Below are 20,957 nucleotides of genomic sequence, written 5' to 3'. Positions count from 1 at the left end.
GCTGGTATTGTCAGGTTAACGGTTCTAGGAATTACGCCTTGAAGACGATCGCGGGATCGACGCGAGTGACTTTTTGAATGGCAAAGATGGCAGAACCGACGCACATGACAACCGTGATTCCCAAGGCAGCGATCGCAGTTGCCGGAGTGATTAAAATGATGATTCCTTGACTGGAAAATGTCCAGGCTACCACTCCTAAGCAAAGAACCATGCTGGGAATATAGCCTAGAATTGCCATCCACAGCGCCTGCTCGATGATTGCACAGTAGATAACCCAATCGGATGCGCCCATCGCTTTGAGAGTACCAAATTCCTTGATGTGATCGGATACTGACGAGTAGAGGATCTGACCGACAACGATCGCCCCGACAATTATCCCCACCGCTGCACCAAGACCCAGAAGGAACCCAATTCCAGTTCGCTTTTGCCAGTAAGTCTGAGTCATTTCAATCATTTCGGCGTGAGTGTACGCACGGGTATCGGGTAAGGTGGCTTCTAGTCTTTGTTTAAGTACCTCTAAATCCTGACCCGGCTTGGCTTGAATCAAGACATAAGTGATGGGGTCTGATGCGGCTAACGGTTTGGGTACAGAAGTAGCAGTGGGATCGAGCTTCTCATAAGTGTTCGTACATTGGATTCCCCTCGATCCCGATTGCAATCGGCAAGACAAATTAGAAGTCTGACCGGAACTTAAGTAAGCATTGGCACTCTCCAATGAGGTAAACATATAAGCATTTGATGCAATTGAGCGATTTCTTTGGGTGAAGCCAACTAACCGAGCTGGTAAAGTACCTACTTCAGCGACATCACCGATCTTTCGTACCTTTAGGGAGTCCAAGTTAGTTACATCCACCATTACGGTGTAAGGTTCTTTTAGGGCACTCACACTTCCTTGTGTGATATTTGTTGGTACAAACAATTGTCCGTTTGGGTTAAATCCGATGACTCTCACTGGAGCAATCTCACCTGAGGGATGACGCCATACGGAACCCCTAGCAATCAGTGCTTCGGCTCGCTCTACGCCTGCCACCTCTTGAGCCAGAACGACGTGCGCCTGGGGGATTGGCAACGTCAAGTCCAGGTACACCATACTTTTGGATGCCACCCAAATATCGGCTTGGGAATTGTCAATTAATTTAGCAGCGGAGCGACTAAAGCCATTGAAAATTCCCGTTTGAATTGTTACCAGGCTAACGGCAAACATAATCCCTGCCTGAGCCACAAGTAAACGAGGAATGTCTTCGAGCAAGTGCTTCCGAGCTAGTGAAACCATAAGAAAAGATTTACGATTACTTGCAAGTTTGACCAAAAGTTAGGCTAAAAACTTAAACGGATAAGTGCTTCTCAAATTAACTCTACTGTGTTTAAAAAGAGCCGAATCCAGGATGATTCTACCGCAAGAGAATTTAATAATCGTCAAATGGGAGCGATTGTTGCCAAAGGGGTAGAGATGGCATTCCCTTCAGGGCGACAGTCTTATCAAGTTCTTAAAGGGATTGACTTAGAAATCTGTAGGGGCGATATCCAACTCTTGATGGGGCCGTCTGGATCGGGGAAAACCACCCTGCTGTCAATCTTAGCTGGGCTGCTAACACCCTCTGCTGGAAAGGTGTACTTACTCGGAGATGAGATTACAGGAATGTCTAGGGCAAAGCTAGCACGGTTCCGACTACACAATATCGGCTTTATTTTTCAGGGTTTCAACCTGTTCGGGGCACTGACAGCATCTGAAAATATTGAAATCGTGCTGAATGTTAAAGGCATTTGGGATAGGGTCGCCCGACAGCAAGCAAAAGTTTTGTTGGAACAGGTGGGATTAGGGGATAAAGCAAACCAGAAGCCGGGTGATTTGTCTGGAGGACAAAAACAGCGGGTAGCGATCGCTCGTGCTTTAGCAGGCAATCCGCAATTGATTATGGCAGATGAGCCAACCGCTGCCTTAGACTCCCATAGTGGGCATACCGTAATTGAGTTACTGCGTCAGTTAGCGAAGGAAGGCGGCTGTACGGTGCTGATGGTGACGCACGATCCTCGGATTGTCGATGTCGCCGACCGAGTCGCTTATCTGGAGGATGGAGTTCTCAAGAGAGAATAGTGCAAATCGTGCAACATTCACGATGCGGCTTGCATGGTTTGGACAATCTCACGTAAGGTTTCTGATGCTGAGCGAGGATGCCAACTAAGTTCCTGAAAGGCTTTGGTGGCATCCACCCGGACGCAGCGGTCGTAAATGTAGTGAACGCGCTCCCGACTGAGGGGTGGCTGCCATTTGAGCAGGCGTCCGACTGGATCGAGTAAGCTTCCCAAAAATCTCACGACGAGCTTAGGAGCTTCGGAGGGGGCTGGAATACGGGTTTCCTGGCTGAAAATCTCAAACATTTCGCGGGTAGTCAGCTCACCGGCAGAAATAATGTAGTGTTCTCCAGGTTTGCTTTTTGCTGCTGCTAGAATCATCGCCGCAGCTAAGTCATCCACATGGACAATGCCGGTAATGCGATCGCCTCCAGCCCACAGCTTTAGCCGTCCTTTGAGAAATTGCTGCATTACAGGGCCAAAATGGGGATCGTCCGCCCCAAAAATCCCAGACGGCAGAAGACTCACAACCGGAAGTCCTTGCGCCGCAAATCGATCCACCCATTCTTGTGCTTGGTATTTAGTGCGATCGTAGGCAGAGGAAAAGCTAGTTTGTGTCCGTTTAAAAGTTTCATTTACACGTTTGCCCCCCGTATCGCCGAACACCCCAATCGTGCTGCAATAGACGACTTTGGAGACACCAGCGGCTTGAGCCGTTTCTAACACGCAGCGGGTTCCTTCCACATTTACCCGCTCCATTTCTGCCTCATCAACGATGCCCAGTTCTACATAGGCAGCCGTGTGAAAAACTATATCTACCCCAGCCATTGCCGAACGCATAGCATCCCGGTCGGTGATATCTCCGTAAACCAACTGCACGGTGCAATTAGAAAGACGCGCTAGATTGCTTGACTTTCGGACTAGCCCCACTACCAAGTCGCCCTGCTGCTCTAAAGCCCGCACTAAGTGAGAACCTGTAAATCCGCTGGCTCCAGTAACTAGCGCCTTCATAATGCTTTTTCGTAAATGCGGTAAGTTTTATAAATCTTGCCCCCCGCTGCTTCAATCAGCTTGCGGGAGGGAAAATTATCTTCATAGACCCAGGAAAGTTCCGCTTGCTTATAGGGTTTACCTTTTTGAATTCCCCCTTGCATTCCCAAATAAATCAAGGCGAGGGGTACCATTTTTCGGCGATATTCCGGCAGAGAACAAATGGCAATTACTCGCCCTCGATCAATTTGACGGCGATACCAAAGAAACTTAAGAATTCCTAGCCAATTTAACTTTCCATTGACGTGTTTTAGAGGAATATTATAGTCGGGTAATCCCATCCAAAACCCAATCATTTCCCCGTTATATTCGGCAATTGGAAAGACATCCGGATCTACTAAAGTCTGTAGTTCTTTCGCTTCTTCTAAAAATTCTTCCAGGCTGCGCGGGGTTGAACTCCAGTTATTAGCGAAAGCGCGGTTAAAAAGATGATAAAGGCTGATACAATCTTGCTCAAATCCTTCTCCTTTCGTTCTTAACGGACGAAAGGTAACACCTGATTTACAAGCAATCCGATAAGCTTTCTCAAATTCTGCTGATAAGGGTTTATCTAAAGAAAAATTATAGGCGTAAGCATCCTTAGCTTTATGCCAGCCATCTTTCTCTATAAATTCTGGATAGTAGGACGGATTATAGGGCATCATCACCATTGGTGGCGAGTCAAATCCGTCTACTAAAAATAAGCAATTATTGTGAGTTGAGAGGTCGATGGGACCCCGAACAACTGTCATGCCTTGCTCCCGCAACCAGTTGCAGGCAGTCTCAAATAAGGATTGCGCGATCGCAAAATCTTGGACACACTCAAAAAAACCGAATAAACCAACATTTTGTCCTTCTCGTTCAATCAACCGATGATTGACTGCGGCAACAATGCGTCCTACTGCCTGAGAACTGTTTGCTCCCTCAGAGATAGCAATAAACTGTTGTAGTTTCCCATATTGAAGGAACGGATTACTAGGAGTGAACTGCTTGGCAATACTGCTGCGAATTTGCGCTACCCAGTGAGGATCGTTCGCATAAACCCGCTCCGGAACATCCAAAAACATTTTGGTTTCTTCCGGAGTTGTTACCGCTCGAATTTGAACCTTTGTTGTTTGATTTTCCACCATTTCTATAGTTGTAAAAGTGTCTCATAAAACAACTTTTGTTTAACTCTCCAAATTCATTGGTAAAGTCAATCCATTGAATGGCTCAAATTGCCAGAACCTTTTCTTGAGGAGTTTCTGTTCCCTTGTTCGCTAGATATTCGGTAAGCTGAGCTTCGATTTCGTCGCGCACAATTTGACGGTACTCGATGAAATGCTCAATATGGGCGCAATTAATCAAATAAGACTCAAATACACCCGGATTGTGTTGAATGATGGAGAACATCTGACGCCAGAACTGGAAGCGGGTATTGCGCTTCAGTCCCTGTCGCCAACAAATAATAAATAATGCCTTGATATCACTGAATCCCGGCATTCGGAACTTCTTCTTGTGAGGAGTCGGCTTCATCTGTATAAAGTGCCGATAGACTCGCGCTAGATAGCGAGATGGTTCATACAGTTCCCAGAAGCAACTGACATATTCACGAGCCAATTCTTCTAAAGGACGACTGGGGATAAAATTGGTCAGCGTTGTCTGATGGATATTCGCCTCTTCACTCCCCTCCAGCAAACGACCCTCTTTTTGAAGTCGATGCCACAGTGCCGTATTCGGCAAAGCCTGAAGCATACTGAACAGTGCTTGAGGAATTGCTGTCGCTTCCACAAAATCAATGATCCGCCGACCTGCCCCAGCCTTTTCACCATCAAAGCCAATGATGAAACCAGCCATTACGCGCAAACCCACCCGATTGATTTTCTGAACCGATTCCATCAGGGAATTGCGCGTATTTTGGAATTTCTGAGTCATCGCCAGGCTCTCTGTGTCCGGTGTTTCGATGCCCAAAAACACTGCACTGAAGTTGGCAGCGACCATCAAATCCAGCAATTCCTCATCCTGTGCTAAGTCTACCGAGGCTTCCGTCGAAAGGCGGAAGGGGTAGCCGCGAGTTGCCATCCAGGGACCGAGTTCGCGCAGCAAGAGCTTGACGTTGCGCTTGTTGCCGATGAAGTTGTCATCAACCACAAAAATAGAGCGCCGCCAGCCTAAATCATACAGAGCTTGTAACTCAGCGAGCAGTTGCGCGGGGGTTTTCGTGCGTGGCTTGCGCCCATAGAGAACAATGATGTCGCAGAACTCGCACTGGAACGGGCAACCCCGCGAAAACTGCACCGACATATCGTTGTAGGCAGTTAGATCCAGCAGGTCGAATCTGGGAATGGGTGTGTTCGTGACATCCGGCTTTTCGCCATTGGAACGGAATACCCCCTCGGTTTCACCCCGTTCTAAAGCCTCGACTAAGAGCGGCAGGGTAATCTCGCCTTCGTCTAAAACCAGAAAGTCTACTCCGGCTTCCTGTGCCGCATTTGGAACTGAGGTAACGTAGGGACCACCGACCGCTACCAATTTGCCGCGCTGCTTCGCTTCGCGGATCAGGTGTAGCATATCGGGTTTCTGGACAATCATCCCGGAGATGATGACGAGGTCTGCCCAAGCCCAGTCTGCTTCAGTCTCACATCGAACATTGCGGTCTATTAAGCGGAACTCCCAAGTTTGGGGCAGAATCGCTGCGACTGTAATCATTCCCAGCGGAGGAAGCGATACCTTCCGTCCGATTAGTTCTAGCGCTTTGTCAAAAGACCAGAACGATTTGGGAAATTGTGGATAGAGGAGCAGTACACGCATCACGCACTCCAAAAAAGGGGTTAAGCAAACGGCTAGTCATACGGCAATCTCAGCTTAAGCCTGGTATTGCTATGCGCTAATCGTTGGTTTATACAACAAGTCCCGAACGGCTACCATTCCTGCCACCAAACGATCCATTTCCTCGTGAGTGTGGAGAGCGTTGACGGTAATGCGGAGGCGGGGTTTGGCAATAAACCAAATCGGAGAGACCCAAAGACCGCGCTCTTGCAAAAGTTGTCTGCCAAAGACCTTGGGATTAATCTCCGACGGTAAAATGACTGGGACAACGTTGGTCTCGCCAATTGCGGCAAAATCATTTTCAGCTAAGCGCGATCGCAAGTATCGGGTATTTTCCTGTAGCTTTTGGACTCGTTCTGGCTGTTGACGAACGATACGGATGCTTTCTAAGGCAGCCGCCGTGGTTGGTGGCGGTAAAGAAATGGTTCCAATTGAGGTAGGAGAAACATTCAGCAGGGGTTTTAACTCTGCGACGTGGCTGCTAATGGCGGCTCCGGCTGAGGCGGCAAACTTAGAAAAAGTCGTCATAATCAGCGGCACGACGCCCCGCTCAATCGCATAACTGGGCAAAATGCCAAAATGCTCGTAGATCCCTCTGCCCGTGGCTCCAATGGCACCGCTGGCATGAGCTTCATCCATTACCAGCACGCTGCCCTCGTATTTTTGCAGCACACCGATCATGTCGAGCAGCGGCGCGATATCCCCATCCATTGAGAATACGGCATCGGATACAACCAGAATGCGATCGCCAGGTCGGGCATATCGATGGAGTTTCCGCGCTAAATCCTCCACATTACAATGGCGGTAAGCTTTTACACGGGTGCGGGGGCTATTGCCAAACACTTTTCCGGAACGAGTCCCGGCATTGACCACGGCTGAGACAATGCAGCCATGATTGAGGACATCGGTGAGAATTAAAGTTTCGCGAGTGTTCTGAAATCCCGGCACGGGAATTGCCAAGTGGCAGAAGGCATCCATTAAGGCTTGCATCGCCATCCAAGCATTCAGAAATAGCTGGGTATGGGGCAGATGCTTAAAGGCTGAAATCTCGTCCTCTAGCTGTCGATGCAGATCGATTCGACCGCTCAAGACGGAGCAGGAGCTGTTTGACGTTCCGTATTTCAGGATGGCATCAATGGCACCTTGCTTAACGGCTTCTTCGTGAACTAACCCTAAAACATCATTGGTGCAGAAGCTGAGAACGGTTTGACGCTCACCCGTCGCCGCGTCTTCAATCTCGACTGTATTCCCCTGCTTCTGATGACAGATATATTCATCGGGGTCAAGTCCACTCTCGTACCAATGCTGGACATATTCTTTTACAATTTGCACAAGTTGACTCCTCTCAGCTTTTACCAGATCGGCGATCGCCTCTGGCTCAACAGTAATATTTGCCAGACTCGGTTTCTGCTATCCAGGTCTGACGAAACGCCCAAAGGAATAAGACCTCATAGTGTTTATGAATATATTGCTCCAGCTCACTTGACCGCAGGACTGAGAAAGGGCTAGAGGATACGCCGCTGCTAAGATTGCCTTCATCCGAGTGAATTTTCTTGGGTTAGTTCAGATGGCTCTCTTGCAATCGCCTCACGAGAGAGAAATAGACTTTTCTGAATTCCCCTGATGATTTTGCGATTGACTAGATTTTTGCACAAATTTCTCATGTTGCCGGACAATTAGCCGCTGGATAGCAATAATCGCTGGATTTATTTCTACATAACGTCGCTGGGGATTGGCTAAATAGGTTCGCTGCTCGCTTTCGATCATCTCGATGTCTTGAGCGAGAAATTTCAACAACACAAAGCGCGGGAGCAGGATTTGCAACAAAGGCTTGAGCGGGTTGAGTACCCATTTTGGCAGGCGGACTTTGAAAAAGAAAAAGGCAAAAGAGCGGCTCTCAGTTAAGCCAACGGGCAATCGCATCAAGTATAGGGCGGAAACTCCTTGGAGAACGGTATAAAAATGAGGGTATCGATACTGAATCGAGATCGGTAAGGTGGTTACTTCGTCAGCGCGATCGCTCAATCCGAGAAACTGAGCCATGCGACCTTTGTAGGAAACATTGTATTCGGCGCAGACTGCGGCGTCCGTCTCTCGCAGACTTGTTAGCACCGGATCGAACCAACCCTGCAATTTTTGGTGCAGGAAACCATGAAAAACATCCATCGTGTTCTCATTGCAGATGGAAAAATGTGCCTGGAAGTGGGCACTCACTGGCACCATTAACCAATCTGGCTCGTCAAATTCAGGGATATCCGGCGGCTGACAGGTGGTGGCGAGAGCGCGATCGCCAGGGAAGATCCAGATAAGATTATATTTTTCTTGCACTGGATAACTGCGGGCTTGGGCGCGGGGAAGTTTTTGGGTGTCGGGAAGATAGGGAATGCTGACACAATGACCTTCACCGTCAAATTCCCAGCCATGATAAGCACACGCCAAGTTACACCCTTGGACGGTGCCCTTGTGCAGTGCGATGCCTTTGTGAGGGCAAGCATCCTCTAAGGCATGGAGATTCCCTTGAGTATCGCGAAAAATTGCGATCGCTTGCTGCCAAATGACGACAGGCATGATATCACCGGGCTTCAGTTGGTCTGCCCACCCCACCGGATACCAGTGATTCCCATTGATGCCCACCTCTCGAACAGCATTCTGAACGGTCTGGCTGGTTAGCGTTGTAGCCAGTTCCATGAATTGTGCCTCTGTTGCCTGTTTCTGTGACAATATTTAGCTTCCTAGTCGCCGATAAGTCAATATCAATTTGTTTTGTCTTTTGGGATTTTTCAAATGATGAATCACCCATCACCCAGAACAGCCCAAAATAAGTTGATTTCCACCTATCTAGGTTATGATGACCAAAAATTGCAGGTTTCTGGCTTATGTTGGGCGATCGCAGACTGTTAGTGCTGCTGGCAGCAGGCTCCCTGACTACCATGACGGGGGGAGTCATTGCGCCAATTTTGCCAGAAATGGTACAACAACTTCACCTCGATCCTGCATTTGCCGGTAATTTGGTGAGCCTTCATTGCCTGACGATTGCCCTATTCAGCCCACTGCTAGGGATTTTGGCAGATCGAGTTGGTCGGTTACGGGTGCTAATTCCTTCCCTAATTCTCTACGCAGTGTTAGGCACGGCAGGAGCTTTCATGCAAACGCTGACGCCGCTGTTAGTGATGCGGGGGTTGCTGGGTATCGCGAGTGGGGGGATTGCCGCGGCGAGTCTGGGCTTGCTGGGGAATCTGTATGAAGGCGAAGCGCGATCGCAAGCTTTAGGTTACGCAACCAGTACCCTAACTCTGACTGGTATTGCTTTTCCGCTTTTAGGGGGCTGGGTTGGTGCCACTCACTGGCAATATGCTTTTTATCTGTATGGGCTAGGGTTGCCGCTAGCGTTTTTGGTTGCTTTAATTTTGAAAGAAAAGCCACCGAAGCTTCGGGTTAAAGAACGCGCCACCGATTCCAACCAAAAGCTGGGTAAAATCATCGGACAGCCCCACGCCTTGCAGTTGTTACTGACCCTTTGCTTAGCCTCAGTGGCAATGTATGCCGTCGTTATTTACGCACCCCTTTACCTCAAGGCAACGATAGGGGCAGGAGCATCTCTCAATGGGATTGTCCTGGCATCGCGGGCAGTTGGGGCAGCGGCTGTCTCCGCTTTTGCTGCGAAGGGACTCGCCAAGCGACTCGGTTTAAATCGAGCCACCGCAACCGGATTTGCCCTGATGGCATTAACCTTGGCAACCATCCCACTGCTGTCCCAACTCCTCTGGATTTTGATAACAGCGGTACTCTTCGGGGTGGGATTTGGGATTGTACTACCCAACCTCTATAGCGCTTTAGCCGATCTCGCCCCCTCACAACTCCGGTCTAGCGTGCTGGCAATCGGAACGGGTGCCGGTTTCCTCGGACAGTTCCTCTCCCCGATTCTCCTAGGGCCAGCGATCAATTATGGCGGCTTGCCAGGGGTCTTTTATGGGGCAGCGAGTGTCTCGATGGTGGCAGGATTGCTGCTTTTCTTTGGTAGCAAAGACAAATTTAATCGCGATCCTCTGGAAGTCTAACCTCTTGCTCCACTTCCAGTCCAGCTAGAAAATTCCGATCTTCGCTAATATGGGGAAATTTTAGTTGAGAATCCGGAATTCCCCTTTCTACTTGACGTTGGCGAACTTTGGCAAAGCTGCCAGGAGCCAGAATTCGCAGTCGGGGAGGAGGCACCTGATCCTTGCGTTTGGATTGATAGTAAACGTTAGTTTCTTTGAGTTTACGGTCAAAGCTGGCTAAAAAAGCAAGGCGATCGCTCAAAATATGACCATTAACGAGTTCAATATTCACGAGATAATGGGCGGGGAACTCATTTTCGGACAAAGTGATACAAAAATCCTCTAATGGCAAGCCAAATTCTTGTTGCAGGCTTTGCATCACTTGAGTGGCATGAAATTCAGTCGTTTTCTCCGTCGTGGAAGACAAGATCCCGCCTCGACGGTGACGGAATACAATCAGAGGAGCCTGCTCGTAAAAGCCTAGAACTTCGACAACATCACCAATATCGTAACGGTAGAAGCCGCTATAGTTGGTCATCAGAATCCGGTAAAGTTCTCCCGCCTTCACTTCCGTGGCAAGTAAGGTTTTGGGATGCTCTACTTCCCACTGGTCTTGCGGGATAAATTCAAAAAAGCCTGCTTCAATGGCTAAGATGCTGCCATCGTTGTTGAGGTCGTGGTAAATACTAAAGGTGCCTTCAGCGGAGGCGAAAACAGCCCCAAAGCTAGGGATGTCGTCAAAGTAGCTGGGAAATCGCTCAAAGTAAAAATCTGAGGTTCCTCCCCGCGCGGTGGCGGTAAAAGATAGCTCAGGCCATGCTAGTTTCGGGGTAAGCCGTCCCTCTGATTTTAAGATTTCCCGCAATTGAGCGGCGCGACTTGGATTTGCTGACCATTGCCGTTCCAATTTGGCTCGAAGTTCTGGTTCGAGTGTTAACCAACTGGCAATGGTTCCGGTTTCGATGTCTCGGATTAAATCTTCCGCGTAGCGCTCTAAATAGTTGCAGATTCGCAGGATGAGCATGGGAAAATTGGCTCCGATTCCGCGCATCGAGCGATCGCGCAGGGCAAATAAAAAGCAAAGATAGTGGCGTGTTAGACTATCCGCAGCTTGTAGGGTTTCGTAAGGATGAGCAAAGAGTTGTTCGTAGAGAAACTTGCCCATGCGGAGGACGCCTGTACCTCCCGGCCCATACTCAATCCCGCCACTGGTGCGTCCCGTGATTTGGGCGGTGTTGGTGACTAACAGTTTGCCAAATTTTCGCTCTTGCGAACGCAGCGCCTCACTTAAAAAGCCGATGCAAGTCAGATTCGCCCATCCCAACGAGTTCTGAAATCTCTGAGTCACGGGGATTAATTTCTGATTTCCTGTCGAGCCACTGGTCGTATTGAGATAAACGACCGGATCTGGCGTTAAAATATTTTTTTCACCTTGGGCAATGCGTTCAGTATAGGGTTCGTAGCTGCTGTAAGGCAGAATCGGAATCCGTTGTTGAAATTGCTCGATTGTTTTGATATCTCTCAGCCCATATTTGCGACCTAATTCGGTATCTTTATGAGCCTGCAATAGCTCCTTTAATAACTGCTCCTGTACAGCAGAAGTCCGGCGAGTTTTTTTCACAAAATTCGCCCTGGCACGTTCAGCAATCGTTGTCAAAACTGGTAGCAATAGATTTGCCATTAGTGCATTAGATCCATTAGCAAGAATAACTAGATGTCGATTAAAGCAGATTTTTTCTTTTTCTTCAAACTAAATGCTAAACTTCGCTAGTAGTTATTATTCATAATGTCTTTATTAATGACTAATGAGCGATGAAAACGAAGCTTTTTGGGGACAGTTATAGCAGTTCTATAGGAGTTGTAAATTTTATGAACCGCGTTGGCGAAGCCTGCGCGTTGGCGTTAGCCTCGCGTTAGCGATAGCGCTTAGACGCCAAGAGCGATAAGGAAGAGAGAAAAGAGATATCTAAGCTTTCATAAATGAATTATGATTATATATCCAATTATTATTGACTCAAAATAGGTGAGGAGATAGGTATGGAAACCAAATCGGAAAATGTCATAAAATTAGGCTTGGAAAAGCAGGTCAAGCCAATCGAACGAGTGGATATTTCATCGGTAACACCAGAAATATTTTTTGAAAAATATCAAAAAACCGGAACTCCTATTATCATTACGGGCTTATTGGAAAGTGAAGGTGACTGGAATTTAGACTATTTATGTGAAAAGTTTGGCAGCCAAGAGTTAATCTTCCGAAATCCAGGGCGGGAAAGGGAAAAGCAGGAAAAGCGCAAATGGAAAAGCATCGGCAGTGGCGTAAATCTGCAAAGTATGCCATTCACAGAATATGCAGAGATGTTGCGTAACCATAAGGCTCATGAAAATGACATTAACCTAGGAAAATGTCCCCTCAAAAATACCCCGCTTGCTAATACCCAGTCTTTAAAAATCATTGGCTCTCGGCTAGGTTTAACGAAACCTGCGAGCGAACTGAACATTTATGTAGCTCCGGGAGGTCATCGCTCAGGCTTACATTATGACTCAGTGGACGGCACGCTGATGCAACTGCATGGTGCTAAAAAAATAGTGTTTTTTCCACCCTCAGAGACATACAATCTCTATCCATTTCCGGTGTATATTCATTTGCGCCACGGATTGAAATTGCGTTCTTGGTTTAGTCAGGTGGATCTGGAAAACCCTGACTTTAAAACAATGCCAAAATTCAAGCAGGCACTCCAGCATAAATGCGAAGTAATCCTTGAGCAAGGTGAAACACTTTATATTCCTGCCGGTTGGTGGCATGAAGTCATCGGATTGGGCGATGAAATGGTGTGTGCAGTCAATCGTTTCTGGAGGATATATCCTACATCACGAGCCGTGTTCTCTTGGAGTCGATGGCGTGCAGCTTGTGGAATTATATTTGCCTTACCCTATACTTTTTTGAATTTCGCGATCGCTCTCGGCAGCAGCAATAGAAAACAAAAAATTAGTAAGATTTCCCATAGGATATAACCGTCCTAGCTAATCAAATCGAATAAACAAGGCTTCAGGTGTGTTGATATACAGAAAAAGTGTGAGGAATGGGAGTTTATGACCTTATTAGCAAAACTTTCTGTAGGAATGGCTTTTTTTTGTGTGGCGTTTGTCTTGGCAAGTCTGGTGGAATATTGGCTACATCGCTTGATGCACGTCTCGCCTCGGATTGGCGAACGTCATCGAGATCATCACCGTCGTAACGAAGGACAGGGGGTGTTGTGGGAGTTTCGAGACTATGTTAGAGGCAGTTTGCTAGTAATGTGTTTGATGTTTTTCTACTCGTGGGAGGCTGGAATCGGTTGGTTCCTTGGTGGCTTATTCTATGCTGCATTTTCAGCCTATGCCCATCAGCTACAGCACGAAAACCCAACCAAGTGCTTCTGGATGAAGATGCCAGTTCACTACGTGCATCACAAATATGGAATGTGGCATCACAATTTTGGTTTGGGGGTGGATTGGTGGGATCGGGTTTTTGGCACTTACAAGCCTGTAGAATGGCTGGGCGAAGAGGAACTGAGTCAATCACGGGGTTATTTGCAACTCCGGTGGCGGTAGGCGTGTCCTAGAGGGAATGGGACTGACGCAAGAAGCCGGGAAATTTATTTCCCGCTTAAAGCTAAAGTAAGCTAAAGCTTACTGGGGTAAGCGATTGAACCCGTTTGAACGGGTTTTAGCTTTAAGCCCAAACTTTAGTTTAGGGCTGACTTAATGACATTCTCCTCGCTGCCATCCCAAGGGTAAAATTTCCAAACTGGGTTAAAGCAACCTAAAAAAATTCTAATTTCTCTCCCTTTCGCAAGAGACTTAGTGATATCGTTCCTACAACGCTTTGAGTTTGACAAATTCGGGTTTCAACCGCAGGAGAATTACTTTGAGCTACTTCCAGGAGGCTAAAGCCCACTTTGTTGCGAGTCATCAGCATCCCATCAACCAGTTTCTGCACCACTTGACTAATGTGCTAGCGATCGCCGCTGTGGTCTTTCTGTTTTATGATTGGCGGTTAACGCTCGTGTGTTTAGTCCTCACCCAAGTATTCGCTTTGGGCGGTCATGCTGTCTTCGAGAAGAATCACCCGGCTTTTGTCAAGTACCCCGGCATTACCATCCTGGTTTCCCTCATGTGGTCTTTTGAGAACTGGTTTGGACTGCGCCAAGTTTGGACATACTTGCATCGCAAGCAGAAAGCGTTGAATTAAATTTCAGCCGCAAGGCGAGTATTCAATTAAAAACATTGTGTCTTCATCGGGGCAGGCTTCTATCCGACGCCCTGAAAACCTGGAATTTATTTGCAGGTAACGATTGAGCAAATTATTAAGGAGTGTTCATGTATCAAGGTCTACTGGTAATTGATGCAGATGCCCATAAAATAGAAAATCCTTTAGTAATGCGGGATTATCTAGAGCCAGAGTATCGCGATCGCATCGGTTTAGCGATTGATAGTCTGGGCGACCAACGGGCGAGAATCGTAGACTTTAATCCGGCAACGGGTAAAAACGACTTTATGCGGATGTTCCCGCAGCCTCAGGGACTGGGGAAAGGTGGCTTTCGCAACCTGCATCCAGATACAACCTTGGGGGCAATGTTCAATCGCGTGCGGATTGAACACATGGATAAAGAAGGCATTGATATCCAGGTAATTTACGGCACGCTCAACTTAGTTTTTTCCAGCTTATTGGATAAGGACTTTGCGATCGCGCTGTGCCGTGCCTACAACAACTACATTGCCGACGACTGTCGGGGTTACGATAACCGGCTCAAACCGATTGGTGTATTGCCTCTACAGGATGTAGATGCTGCGGTTGCGGAAATGCACCGTTGCGTCAACGAACTGGGCATGATTAGCGTCGCCGTTGCCCCAAACCTCCCGATTCCCCATCCGAAAGCGCCCCAAGCTTTCCCCGATATCCGTACCTGTAAAGCGATTAGCCATCCTGACTTCCGCCCGATCTTGCAAGCAGCCGCCGATTTGGATATTGGTCTGGGCATTCACGGAGGGCCGGGATCTTACATGGTGGGGGGGATTTCCGATCATGTGGAAACCTTTGTCTTGACGCACATTTTTGTGCAGCGGAACCAGCAACAATTGGCTTTAGCCAGAATGGTTTTTGATGGGGCGTTTGAGCAATTCCCCTCCCTGCGGGTTGGCTTTTTAGAAGGCGGTTGTGGTTGGGTGCCGGATCTTGCCCATGCTTTCCACGAGCATTGGGAAAAACGCATCCGTGACTTTGACCCCAAGCATCCCTATCGTCCTTCCCTGATGGAATTCACCAAGCTGATGATTCAGGAAAGAGGCACTCACAACAATATCAATCTGATTAGTCAGGCAAAAAATCTCTTCGATCTCCTGTGGAATGCTCAGCATGACCCATCTCAGATTGAGGATGCAAGTCTTTATGAGCATTACGATCTCCGCCATCGAGATCCGTTGGAATACTTTGAGCGGGGTCAAATCTTTACTTCCTTTGAATCAGACGATCCAGGCCCTGCTTATCTTCACATTGCGATGGGAGAAATTGGCAAACATCTGGCTTGCTTCTCTGGAGATTATGGGCACTGGGATGGGGTACTCCATGACTGTGTCAAGGATGCTGCAACTGTTGCCGATTATGACCGGGAGCATTTAGAACTATTGCTTAGCGGCAATGCACTGGCTCTGTATGGCGATCGCTTACGCCAATCTGCGGCTACAATCGCTGATGCACCCATCAACACTACGGTTAATTAGCCCTTTTGGTTAGAGGCAAATCTGGAAACCTCACCAGATAAGGATTCTGTTTTTTCTGGCAGTTAAGACAGAATCCTTATATTGCCGTTCTCAATTCATTGAGAAATATCGCAATTCTCAGTTGTATAGATAACACTCTCCGGGGCATGGTAATGCCGTGTCCCGGAGAGGATTTGTATTGCACGCTCATCGAGAACCTCCTCAGAGCGCTCAAAAAGGATTAGGGGCAAAACAAAGTTTCGCGGGTTTCGCGCCCAGTAGTGGGATTGGTACCGGACGCTATTTTACACAACTGTTGTTGCACATCCCGACGAAGCAGCACATCTGTAAAATCAGCTCCATCAATAATCGCACCTTCAAACTTAGTGTTAAAGGCAAACGCCCCTTCCAAAACCGCGTTCTTTAAGTTCGCTTTGGTCAAGCGGGCTGTGTCCAGAGTTGCGTTTCTGAGATCGGCTCCTTCTAAATTGACGCTTTCCAGATTAGCCCCAAAAAAACTGACACCCCGCAAATTCGTATGACTCAGGTTACTACTGCGGAGATTGGCTTTAGTAAAGCTGGAGTCGGTCAGCTCTTTGCCGGAGAAATCTACACCAATCAAAAATTCTTTGTTGTAGTCGTTCGCCCAGGCGGGAGATGCGATCGCGCCAAAAGAGGCAATGGCGATCGCCACAAGCAATAAACCGAGTAAAATTGTCGAAATCCGATTATCTAGCCTACACTTCATGCTGGTTCCATTTGATGGAAAACCGTCGTCTATCTCATTATCCCGATATCGGTGTTTTAGGAGAAGACCTAGTTGCTCAATGGTTGATTTCCCAAGCCTGGGAAATTCTTGAGCGCCGGTGGCGTTGCCGCTGGGGAGAAATTGATATAATTGCGCGACAACGCCCAGATGAAGGTAAGGGAGGGGGAGACAGAAAGACAGGAAGACAGCGGGAGGAAGAGTTTCCCACTACCCATTACCCATCACCCGTTCCCCATTGCCCCATTACCCTGTCCTCTTGCTTAATCTTTGTCGAGGTCAAAACTCGCAGCCGGGGAAATTGGGATGCGGATGGAATGCTAGCGATTACACCGCAAAAGCAAGCTAAACTCTGGCGCACAGCAGAGATTTTTTTGGCAGAGCGCCCAGATTTAGTAAATCTTCCTTGCCGGTTTGATGTCGCTTTGGTCAGATGTCAACGTCCTAAGACCAATACTGTTCTGCTACCAGAACCTGAAAAGCTCCCTTTGATTTCTTTACCAGAACCTAGAAATTTAGCTGTGGGAGAATATCAGTTGAGTCTACAAGACTATATTCAGTCCGCTTTCGATGAGCCGTTAAGTTAATTAAGCTAGAGTTTCCGGGCAATATCCCAGCCCTTTTGTGAACTGCTGGCGAAAGGCTTCAATATCGCTCCGATCGGGACTACCATGAGAAACCACAGCGACTTGGTAGCGACGCATCACATCGATGGGGGACTGTCCAGTTTCCAGACTCCAAAGCGCCATCTGGAGGCGAATAGCCGGTTCGTAGGGAATACCCAGTTCGTTCATGAACGCCCGGAAGTCACCATCTTGCTGCGCGTTTAGATGGTTACTCATTTTGACCTTGATCACCCAGCCATCAATCTGATGAATCACCGTCATTAAACGAACGGGCAACTGGGGCATTGTGTGTAAATACTCAACCACCCGTAGTGTCAGGCTGGCATTGGCCAGAAAGTAGACGTATTCCATGAGAAGTTCTTAGTGTCTAGGTCGTGCTGGTTCTATAACTCTCATTCTCCATGAGTAAGATAGTCTGCGATAGGGGAGAAGCCCCCGTTCTTATCTGGGGGTATTTACCCAATCTGCAAAGTTAAATTGATCGATTCCTTATCAGTAAACTAACGGCATGACAGAATTTAACGAAGACAGTCACATCAGCGATCCCCGGTTGGGAGAGTCAAAAGCCGTTAGTGGGGCAAGAAGATTAAAGATAGACAGCCCCGAATCCTTACGGTTTCAAGCTGAAGCACCCAGCCGGGATGATATAGATATCGATCGGTTAATCGCCAGTTATGACTATGAACTCCCGGCAGAACTGATTGCCCAGAATCCATCTGTGCCAAGGGATAGTGCGCGTTTGCTGGTGGTATCCCCAGATCATCCCAGCCACGCCATTTTTCGGGATTTACCCGACTTCCTCCAGTCCGGAGATTTACTGGTATTAAATAATACTCGTGTCATCCCTGCCCGCCTCCGGGGTCGTAAATCTACGGGTGCCCCCGTGGAGGTGTTGCTGCTGGAGGAACAGCAGAACAACTGCTGGCTAGCTTTGGTGAAACCAGGGCGACGTCTGCAACCGGGGGCACAGATATTCTTTGAACCACAGAAACTAGGGGCTGAGGAAAAATTGAACCCAGCCTCAAGCCCGAATCAATTGAGTGCGACGATTTTGTCTAGGGATGAGGCGACGGGGGGGCGGGTGTTGCAGTTTGATGTTCCAGTGGGGAGTCGGTTTGAAGATTTGTTGGAGGAATACGGTCAAGTGCCGCTACCTCCTTACATTACAGATTCCCAATCCCAGGCGGAACAGTACCAAACTGTGTATGCCCAGGCTCAAGGAGCGATCGCTGCTCCCACGGCTGGGCTACACTTTACCCCAGAGTTACTCCAGCGCTTGCAAGAACGAGGAATTCAGCAGGCTTCGGTGACGCTGCACGTCGGGGTCGGGACGTTTCGCCCGGTGGAAGTAGAAGATATTACCACCCACAAAATGCATGGGGAGTGGGTAGAAGTCCCCAAGTCTACGGTGGAACAAATTCGGGAAACCAAGGCGAGGGGGGGTCGGATTATTGCCGTGGGGACAACGGTGGTGCGATCGCTTGAGTCAGCTGCTATGAATGGGGAATTACACCCCTTTAGGGGCAAGACGGAGTTATTTATCTATCCCGGCTACCAGTGGCGGGTAGTGGAGGGGTTAATTACCAATTTCCACTTACCCCGTTCGAGTTTGCTGATGTTAGTGGGTGCTTTAATCGGGCGTCAGCGGTTGCTGGAATTGTACCAAGTGGCAACAAAGCATCGGTATCGCTTCTATTCTTTTGGGGACGCGATGCTAATCTTGCCGGAAGCCACAATCAGATGACGATGGGACAAGTTAAGGTAATGAGGAATGTCAATCATCGCTGGTCAGTGGTAAATTGCAACTGACAACTAATTACCTTCCCAATTACCTTTTTCCTAAATAGCGAGTGGTGCGGGGTTCTAGATATGCTTAAAAACCACAAACGAATTTATCTCCTTGCGGCTGCTTTGATCGGTCTTGGTTTGACGACTGCCAGCACTGCCTTTGCCGGTGAATCGCGGGCTGGGCGACAAAAGACAACTTCTTTTGAGTCGCCCGTACTCACTAAGCAGATGGTCGAAGGTCTATACACTCAAGATTTTGAGGCAGCGACTTACTTCCAACAAGGAGTGACGCGGTATAATCGCGGAGACTATCGGGGGGCAGAGCTAGCTCTTCGCAAAGCGCTTGAATTCGATTCCAGCATTGCGATGGCTTATTATCTGTTGGGGAATTCTCTAGCCGAGCAAGGACAGCTTGAGAAGGCAACGAATGAGTACCTGCAAGCGCTTCGTCTCGACCCCAATTTGGGAGAAGCTTACTACAATTTGGGAGTTGCTTTATATAAGCAAGGGCAACCCGACGCCGCACTGACTGCGTATGAACGAGCGCTAAGTTTAAATCCCAAGTTGGCAGATGCTTACTATAATGTGGGCTTGGCGATGGAGGCAAAAGGTCAAACACAAGAAGCGATCGCTGCCTATCAGCAGGCGATTCAGAATGACCCGAAATATGCAGTCGCTTACTATAATCTGGGACTGCTGTTAGTCAACCAAAATCAAAATGAAGCCGCGATGGCTCAGTTTCAAAAAGCAGTTGAACTTGACCCAACGCTTGCCGATGCTCAATATCAACTGGGGTTACTTTACGCGCAGCAAAATCAGCCGACACAAGCAATTAACGCCCTGAATGCAGCGGCTTCTAAGAATCCGAACTTGGCAGAGGCTCAGTACCAGATGGGTTTAATTTTTGTTCAGCAAGGCAACTCCAAAGCGGCAGCTAATCGATTCAAGCAGGCGGTGCGTCTCAATCCCAATGATGGCGACGCTTATCAACAATTGGGAGCAATGCTGTTAAAGGAGAACCAGGTCAAAGATGCAGCTGCGGCATTGAGGGAAGCCAAGCGCCTCAACCCAAATGATGCCGTGACTCTCTATAATCTGGGCGTAGCTTTGCAACGGCAAGGTCTGCTAGCGGAAGCGATCGCCAATTACCAAGAAGCGATTGTCCTCAATTCCACCCTAGCAGATGCCTTTTTTAACTTGGGAGTAACGCTGCAACAAACTGGACGACGCGAAGAGGCAATCCCCTTTCTTTTCCAAGCTAAAACGCTATTCAATCAGCAGGGGAATGCAGACAAAATTGACCAGATCAACCAGTATCTACAGCAGTTAGGGGCTTCGTGAATGAAAATTCAAAATTCAAAAACGAGCTTTTGAATTTTGAATTTTTAAATGGGTAGGCGATTAATGTCCTTGTTTGAACCAATCACAACCATTGCGGCTCCCTTATAGAGTCGATGGTTGGGATTGGGATTAATTTCAAACTTGCCATTGTGACTGACTGCTAGCAGATTTAAACCATAGCGGCTGCGAAGTTGTAGTTCAGAGATGGTTTTGCCGTGAAAATCGTCTGGAATAATAATTTCTACAATACTGTTATCAACGTCCAGATCGAATCGATCTAAAATAGCTGGTTTAGTCAGCGATCGCGCTAACGTACACCCCATTTCATGCTCTGGAAATACCACATGATCTGCCCCGACTTTTGTCAGGAGTTTCATATGGATTTCCGAGGATGCTTTTGCTACCACATGAGTCACCCCGCCTTCCTTCAGATTCAGGGTCGTTACCACGCTAGCTTCGAGATAATTCCCAATCGCCACAATGACCGTATCAAAATCAAAAATTCCTCCCTCTTTAAGCGCAGCGGGTTCAGTCGAGTCCAGCTGCAAGGCATGGGAAGCGATTTGATCGGTCAAAACTTGGGCGACTCTCTTTTCCTCGGCGTCAATACCCAGCACTTCGTAGCCCAGATGGTGTAAGGTCGAGCAGACGCCACGACCAAAACGACCTAACCCAATGACTGCGAATTGATTCTTGGTATTAGTGCTGAGACTGCGAAAAAAGTTTAAAGATGATAAGTTCACAAATAAA

Annotated in this window: 19 protein-coding genes; 9 read left to right on the top strand and 10 right to left on the bottom strand. The window is 48.0% G+C overall.

Features of this window, described 5'->3' with window-relative positions:
- Positions 1 to 31 precede the first annotated feature (31 nt).
- Positions 32 to 1,273: an FtsX-like permease family protein gene (locus tag NDI44_RS21425; protein ID WP_190414663.1), complete on the bottom strand. Its 1,242-nt coding sequence runs from the start codon at positions 1,271 to 1,273 to the stop codon at positions 32 to 34.
- Positions 1,274 to 1,420: 147 nt separating this feature from the next.
- Between NDI44_RS21425 and NDI44_RS21420 the strand changes: the two genes are divergently transcribed.
- Positions 1,421 to 2,095: an ABC transporter ATP-binding protein gene (locus NDI44_RS21420; RefSeq protein WP_190414693.1), complete on the top strand. Its 675-nt coding sequence runs from the start codon at positions 1,421 to 1,423 to the stop codon at positions 2,093 to 2,095.
- Positions 2,096 to 2,112: 17 nt separating this feature from the next.
- Here NDI44_RS21420 and NDI44_RS21415 read toward each other — a convergent pair whose 3' ends face one another.
- From NDI44_RS21415 to NDI44_RS21395, 5 genes are all read right to left on the bottom strand, one after another.
- Positions 2,113 to 3,084: an NAD-dependent epimerase/dehydratase family protein gene (locus NDI44_RS21415; protein ID WP_190414662.1), complete on the bottom strand. Its 972-nt coding sequence runs from the start codon at positions 3,082 to 3,084 to the stop codon at positions 2,113 to 2,115.
- Positions 3,081 to 4,232: a hypothetical protein gene (locus NDI44_RS21410; RefSeq protein ID WP_190414661.1), complete on the bottom strand. Its 1,152-nt coding sequence runs from the start codon at positions 4,230 to 4,232 to the stop codon at positions 3,081 to 3,083. Before NDI44_RS21410 ends, NDI44_RS21415 begins: the two co-directional genes overlap by 4 nt.
- Positions 4,233 to 4,314: 82 nt before the next feature.
- Complete coding sequence (locus NDI44_RS21405; protein WP_190414660.1) at positions 4,315 to 5,892, bottom strand: B12-binding domain-containing radical SAM protein; 1,578 nt, start codon at positions 5,890 to 5,892, stop codon at positions 4,315 to 4,317.
- Positions 5,893 to 5,961: 69 nt separating this feature from the next.
- Entirely contained in the window at positions 5,962 to 7,242 is a 1,281-nt protein-coding gene (locus NDI44_RS21400; protein WP_190414659.1) for an aminotransferase class I/II-fold pyridoxal phosphate-dependent enzyme, read from the bottom strand.
- 255 nt (positions 7,243 to 7,497) lie between these two features.
- Positions 7,498 to 8,598 carry an aromatic ring-hydroxylating dioxygenase subunit alpha gene (locus NDI44_RS21395; RefSeq protein WP_190414692.1) on the bottom strand — a complete coding sequence of 367 codons (1,101 nt, stop codon included), beginning with the start codon at positions 8,596 to 8,598 and terminating at the stop codon, positions 7,498 to 7,500.
- Positions 8,599 to 8,786: 188 nt separating this feature from the next.
- Between NDI44_RS21395 and NDI44_RS21390 the strand changes: the two genes are divergently transcribed.
- Positions 8,787 to 9,968 (top strand): MFS transporter, encoded by a 1,182-nt coding sequence (locus tag NDI44_RS21390; protein ID WP_190414658.1) that lies wholly within the window; start codon positions 8,787 to 8,789, stop codon positions 9,966 to 9,968.
- On the opposite strand, the gene NDI44_RS21385 is transcribed toward NDI44_RS21390, so the two are convergent.
- Entirely contained in the window at positions 9,943 to 11,628 is a 1,686-nt protein-coding gene (locus tag NDI44_RS21385; RefSeq protein ID WP_190414657.1) for a GH3 auxin-responsive promoter family protein, read from the bottom strand. The two genes, NDI44_RS21390 and NDI44_RS21385, sit on opposite strands and share 26 nt — an antisense overlap.
- A 356-nt stretch (positions 11,629 to 11,984) precedes the next feature.
- On the opposite strand from NDI44_RS21385, the gene NDI44_RS21380 reads away from it, so the two are divergent.
- The 4 genes from NDI44_RS21380 (at position 11,985) to NDI44_RS21365 (ending at position 15,707) form a co-directional block, all read left to right on the top strand.
- A complete protein-coding gene (locus NDI44_RS21380; RefSeq protein WP_190414656.1) occupies positions 11,985 to 12,959 on the top strand; it encodes a cupin-like domain-containing protein in 975 nt (324 codons plus the stop codon).
- A gap of 78 nt (positions 12,960 to 13,037) precedes the next feature.
- Positions 13,038 to 13,538, top strand: coding sequence for a sterol desaturase family protein (locus NDI44_RS21375; RefSeq protein WP_190414655.1), 501 nt, complete (start codon positions 13,038 to 13,040; stop codon positions 13,536 to 13,538).
- A gap of 316 nt (positions 13,539 to 13,854) precedes the next feature.
- A complete protein-coding gene (locus tag NDI44_RS21370) occupies positions 13,855 to 14,178 on the top strand; it encodes an Mpo1-like protein (protein ID WP_190414654.1) in 324 nt (107 codons plus the stop codon).
- Between the two features lie 128 nt (positions 14,179 to 14,306).
- Positions 14,307 to 15,707: an amidohydrolase family protein gene (locus NDI44_RS21365; protein ID WP_190414653.1), complete on the top strand. Its 1,401-nt coding sequence runs from the start codon at positions 14,307 to 14,309 to the stop codon at positions 15,705 to 15,707.
- A gap of 220 nt (positions 15,708 to 15,927) precedes the next feature.
- Here the strand turns inward: NDI44_RS21365 and NDI44_RS21360 are convergent, their stop codons facing one another.
- Positions 15,928 to 16,434 carry a pentapeptide repeat-containing protein gene (locus tag NDI44_RS21360; RefSeq protein WP_190414652.1) on the bottom strand — a complete coding sequence of 169 codons (507 nt, stop codon included), beginning with the start codon at positions 16,432 to 16,434 and terminating at the stop codon, positions 15,928 to 15,930.
- Positions 16,435 to 16,448: 14 nt separating this feature from the next.
- On the opposite strand from NDI44_RS21360, the gene NDI44_RS21355 reads away from it, so the two are divergent.
- Positions 16,449 to 17,039: a YraN family protein gene (locus tag NDI44_RS21355; protein ID WP_190414651.1), complete on the top strand. Its 591-nt coding sequence runs from the start codon at positions 16,449 to 16,451 to the stop codon at positions 17,037 to 17,039.
- Here NDI44_RS21355 and NDI44_RS21350 read toward each other — a convergent pair whose 3' ends face one another.
- A complete protein-coding gene (locus NDI44_RS21350) occupies positions 17,040 to 17,429 on the bottom strand; it encodes a hypothetical protein (RefSeq protein ID WP_190414650.1) in 390 nt (129 codons plus the stop codon). It abuts the gene before it with no gap.
- Positions 17,430 to 17,586: 157 nt separating this feature from the next.
- Between NDI44_RS21350 and queA the strand changes: the two genes are divergently transcribed.
- Positions 17,587 to 18,822: a tRNA preQ1(34) S-adenosylmethionine ribosyltransferase-isomerase QueA gene (gene queA / locus NDI44_RS21345; protein ID WP_190414649.1), complete on the top strand. Its 1,236-nt coding sequence runs from the start codon at positions 17,587 to 17,589 to the stop codon at positions 18,820 to 18,822.
- Between the two features lie 125 nt (positions 18,823 to 18,947).
- Complete coding sequence (locus NDI44_RS21340) at positions 18,948 to 20,207, top strand: tetratricopeptide repeat protein (protein WP_190414648.1); 1,260 nt, start codon at positions 18,948 to 18,950, stop codon at positions 20,205 to 20,207.
- 44 nt (positions 20,208 to 20,251) lie between these two features.
- Here the strand turns inward: NDI44_RS21340 and NDI44_RS21335 are convergent, their stop codons facing one another.
- On the bottom strand, positions 20,252 to 20,950 hold the full coding sequence (locus NDI44_RS21335) for an NAD-binding protein (RefSeq protein WP_190414647.1): 699 nt from the start codon (positions 20,948 to 20,950) through the stop codon (positions 20,252 to 20,254).
- Between the last annotated feature and the right edge of the window lie 7 nt (positions 20,951 to 20,957).

The organism is Trichocoleus sp. DQ-A3 (assembly GCF_039961975.1).
In the GTDB taxonomy this organism is placed as follows: domain Bacteria; phylum Cyanobacteriota; class Cyanobacteriia; order Cyanobacteriales; family FACHB-T130; genus FACHB-T130.
This window is presented reverse-complemented; position numbering and strand designations above follow the sequence as displayed.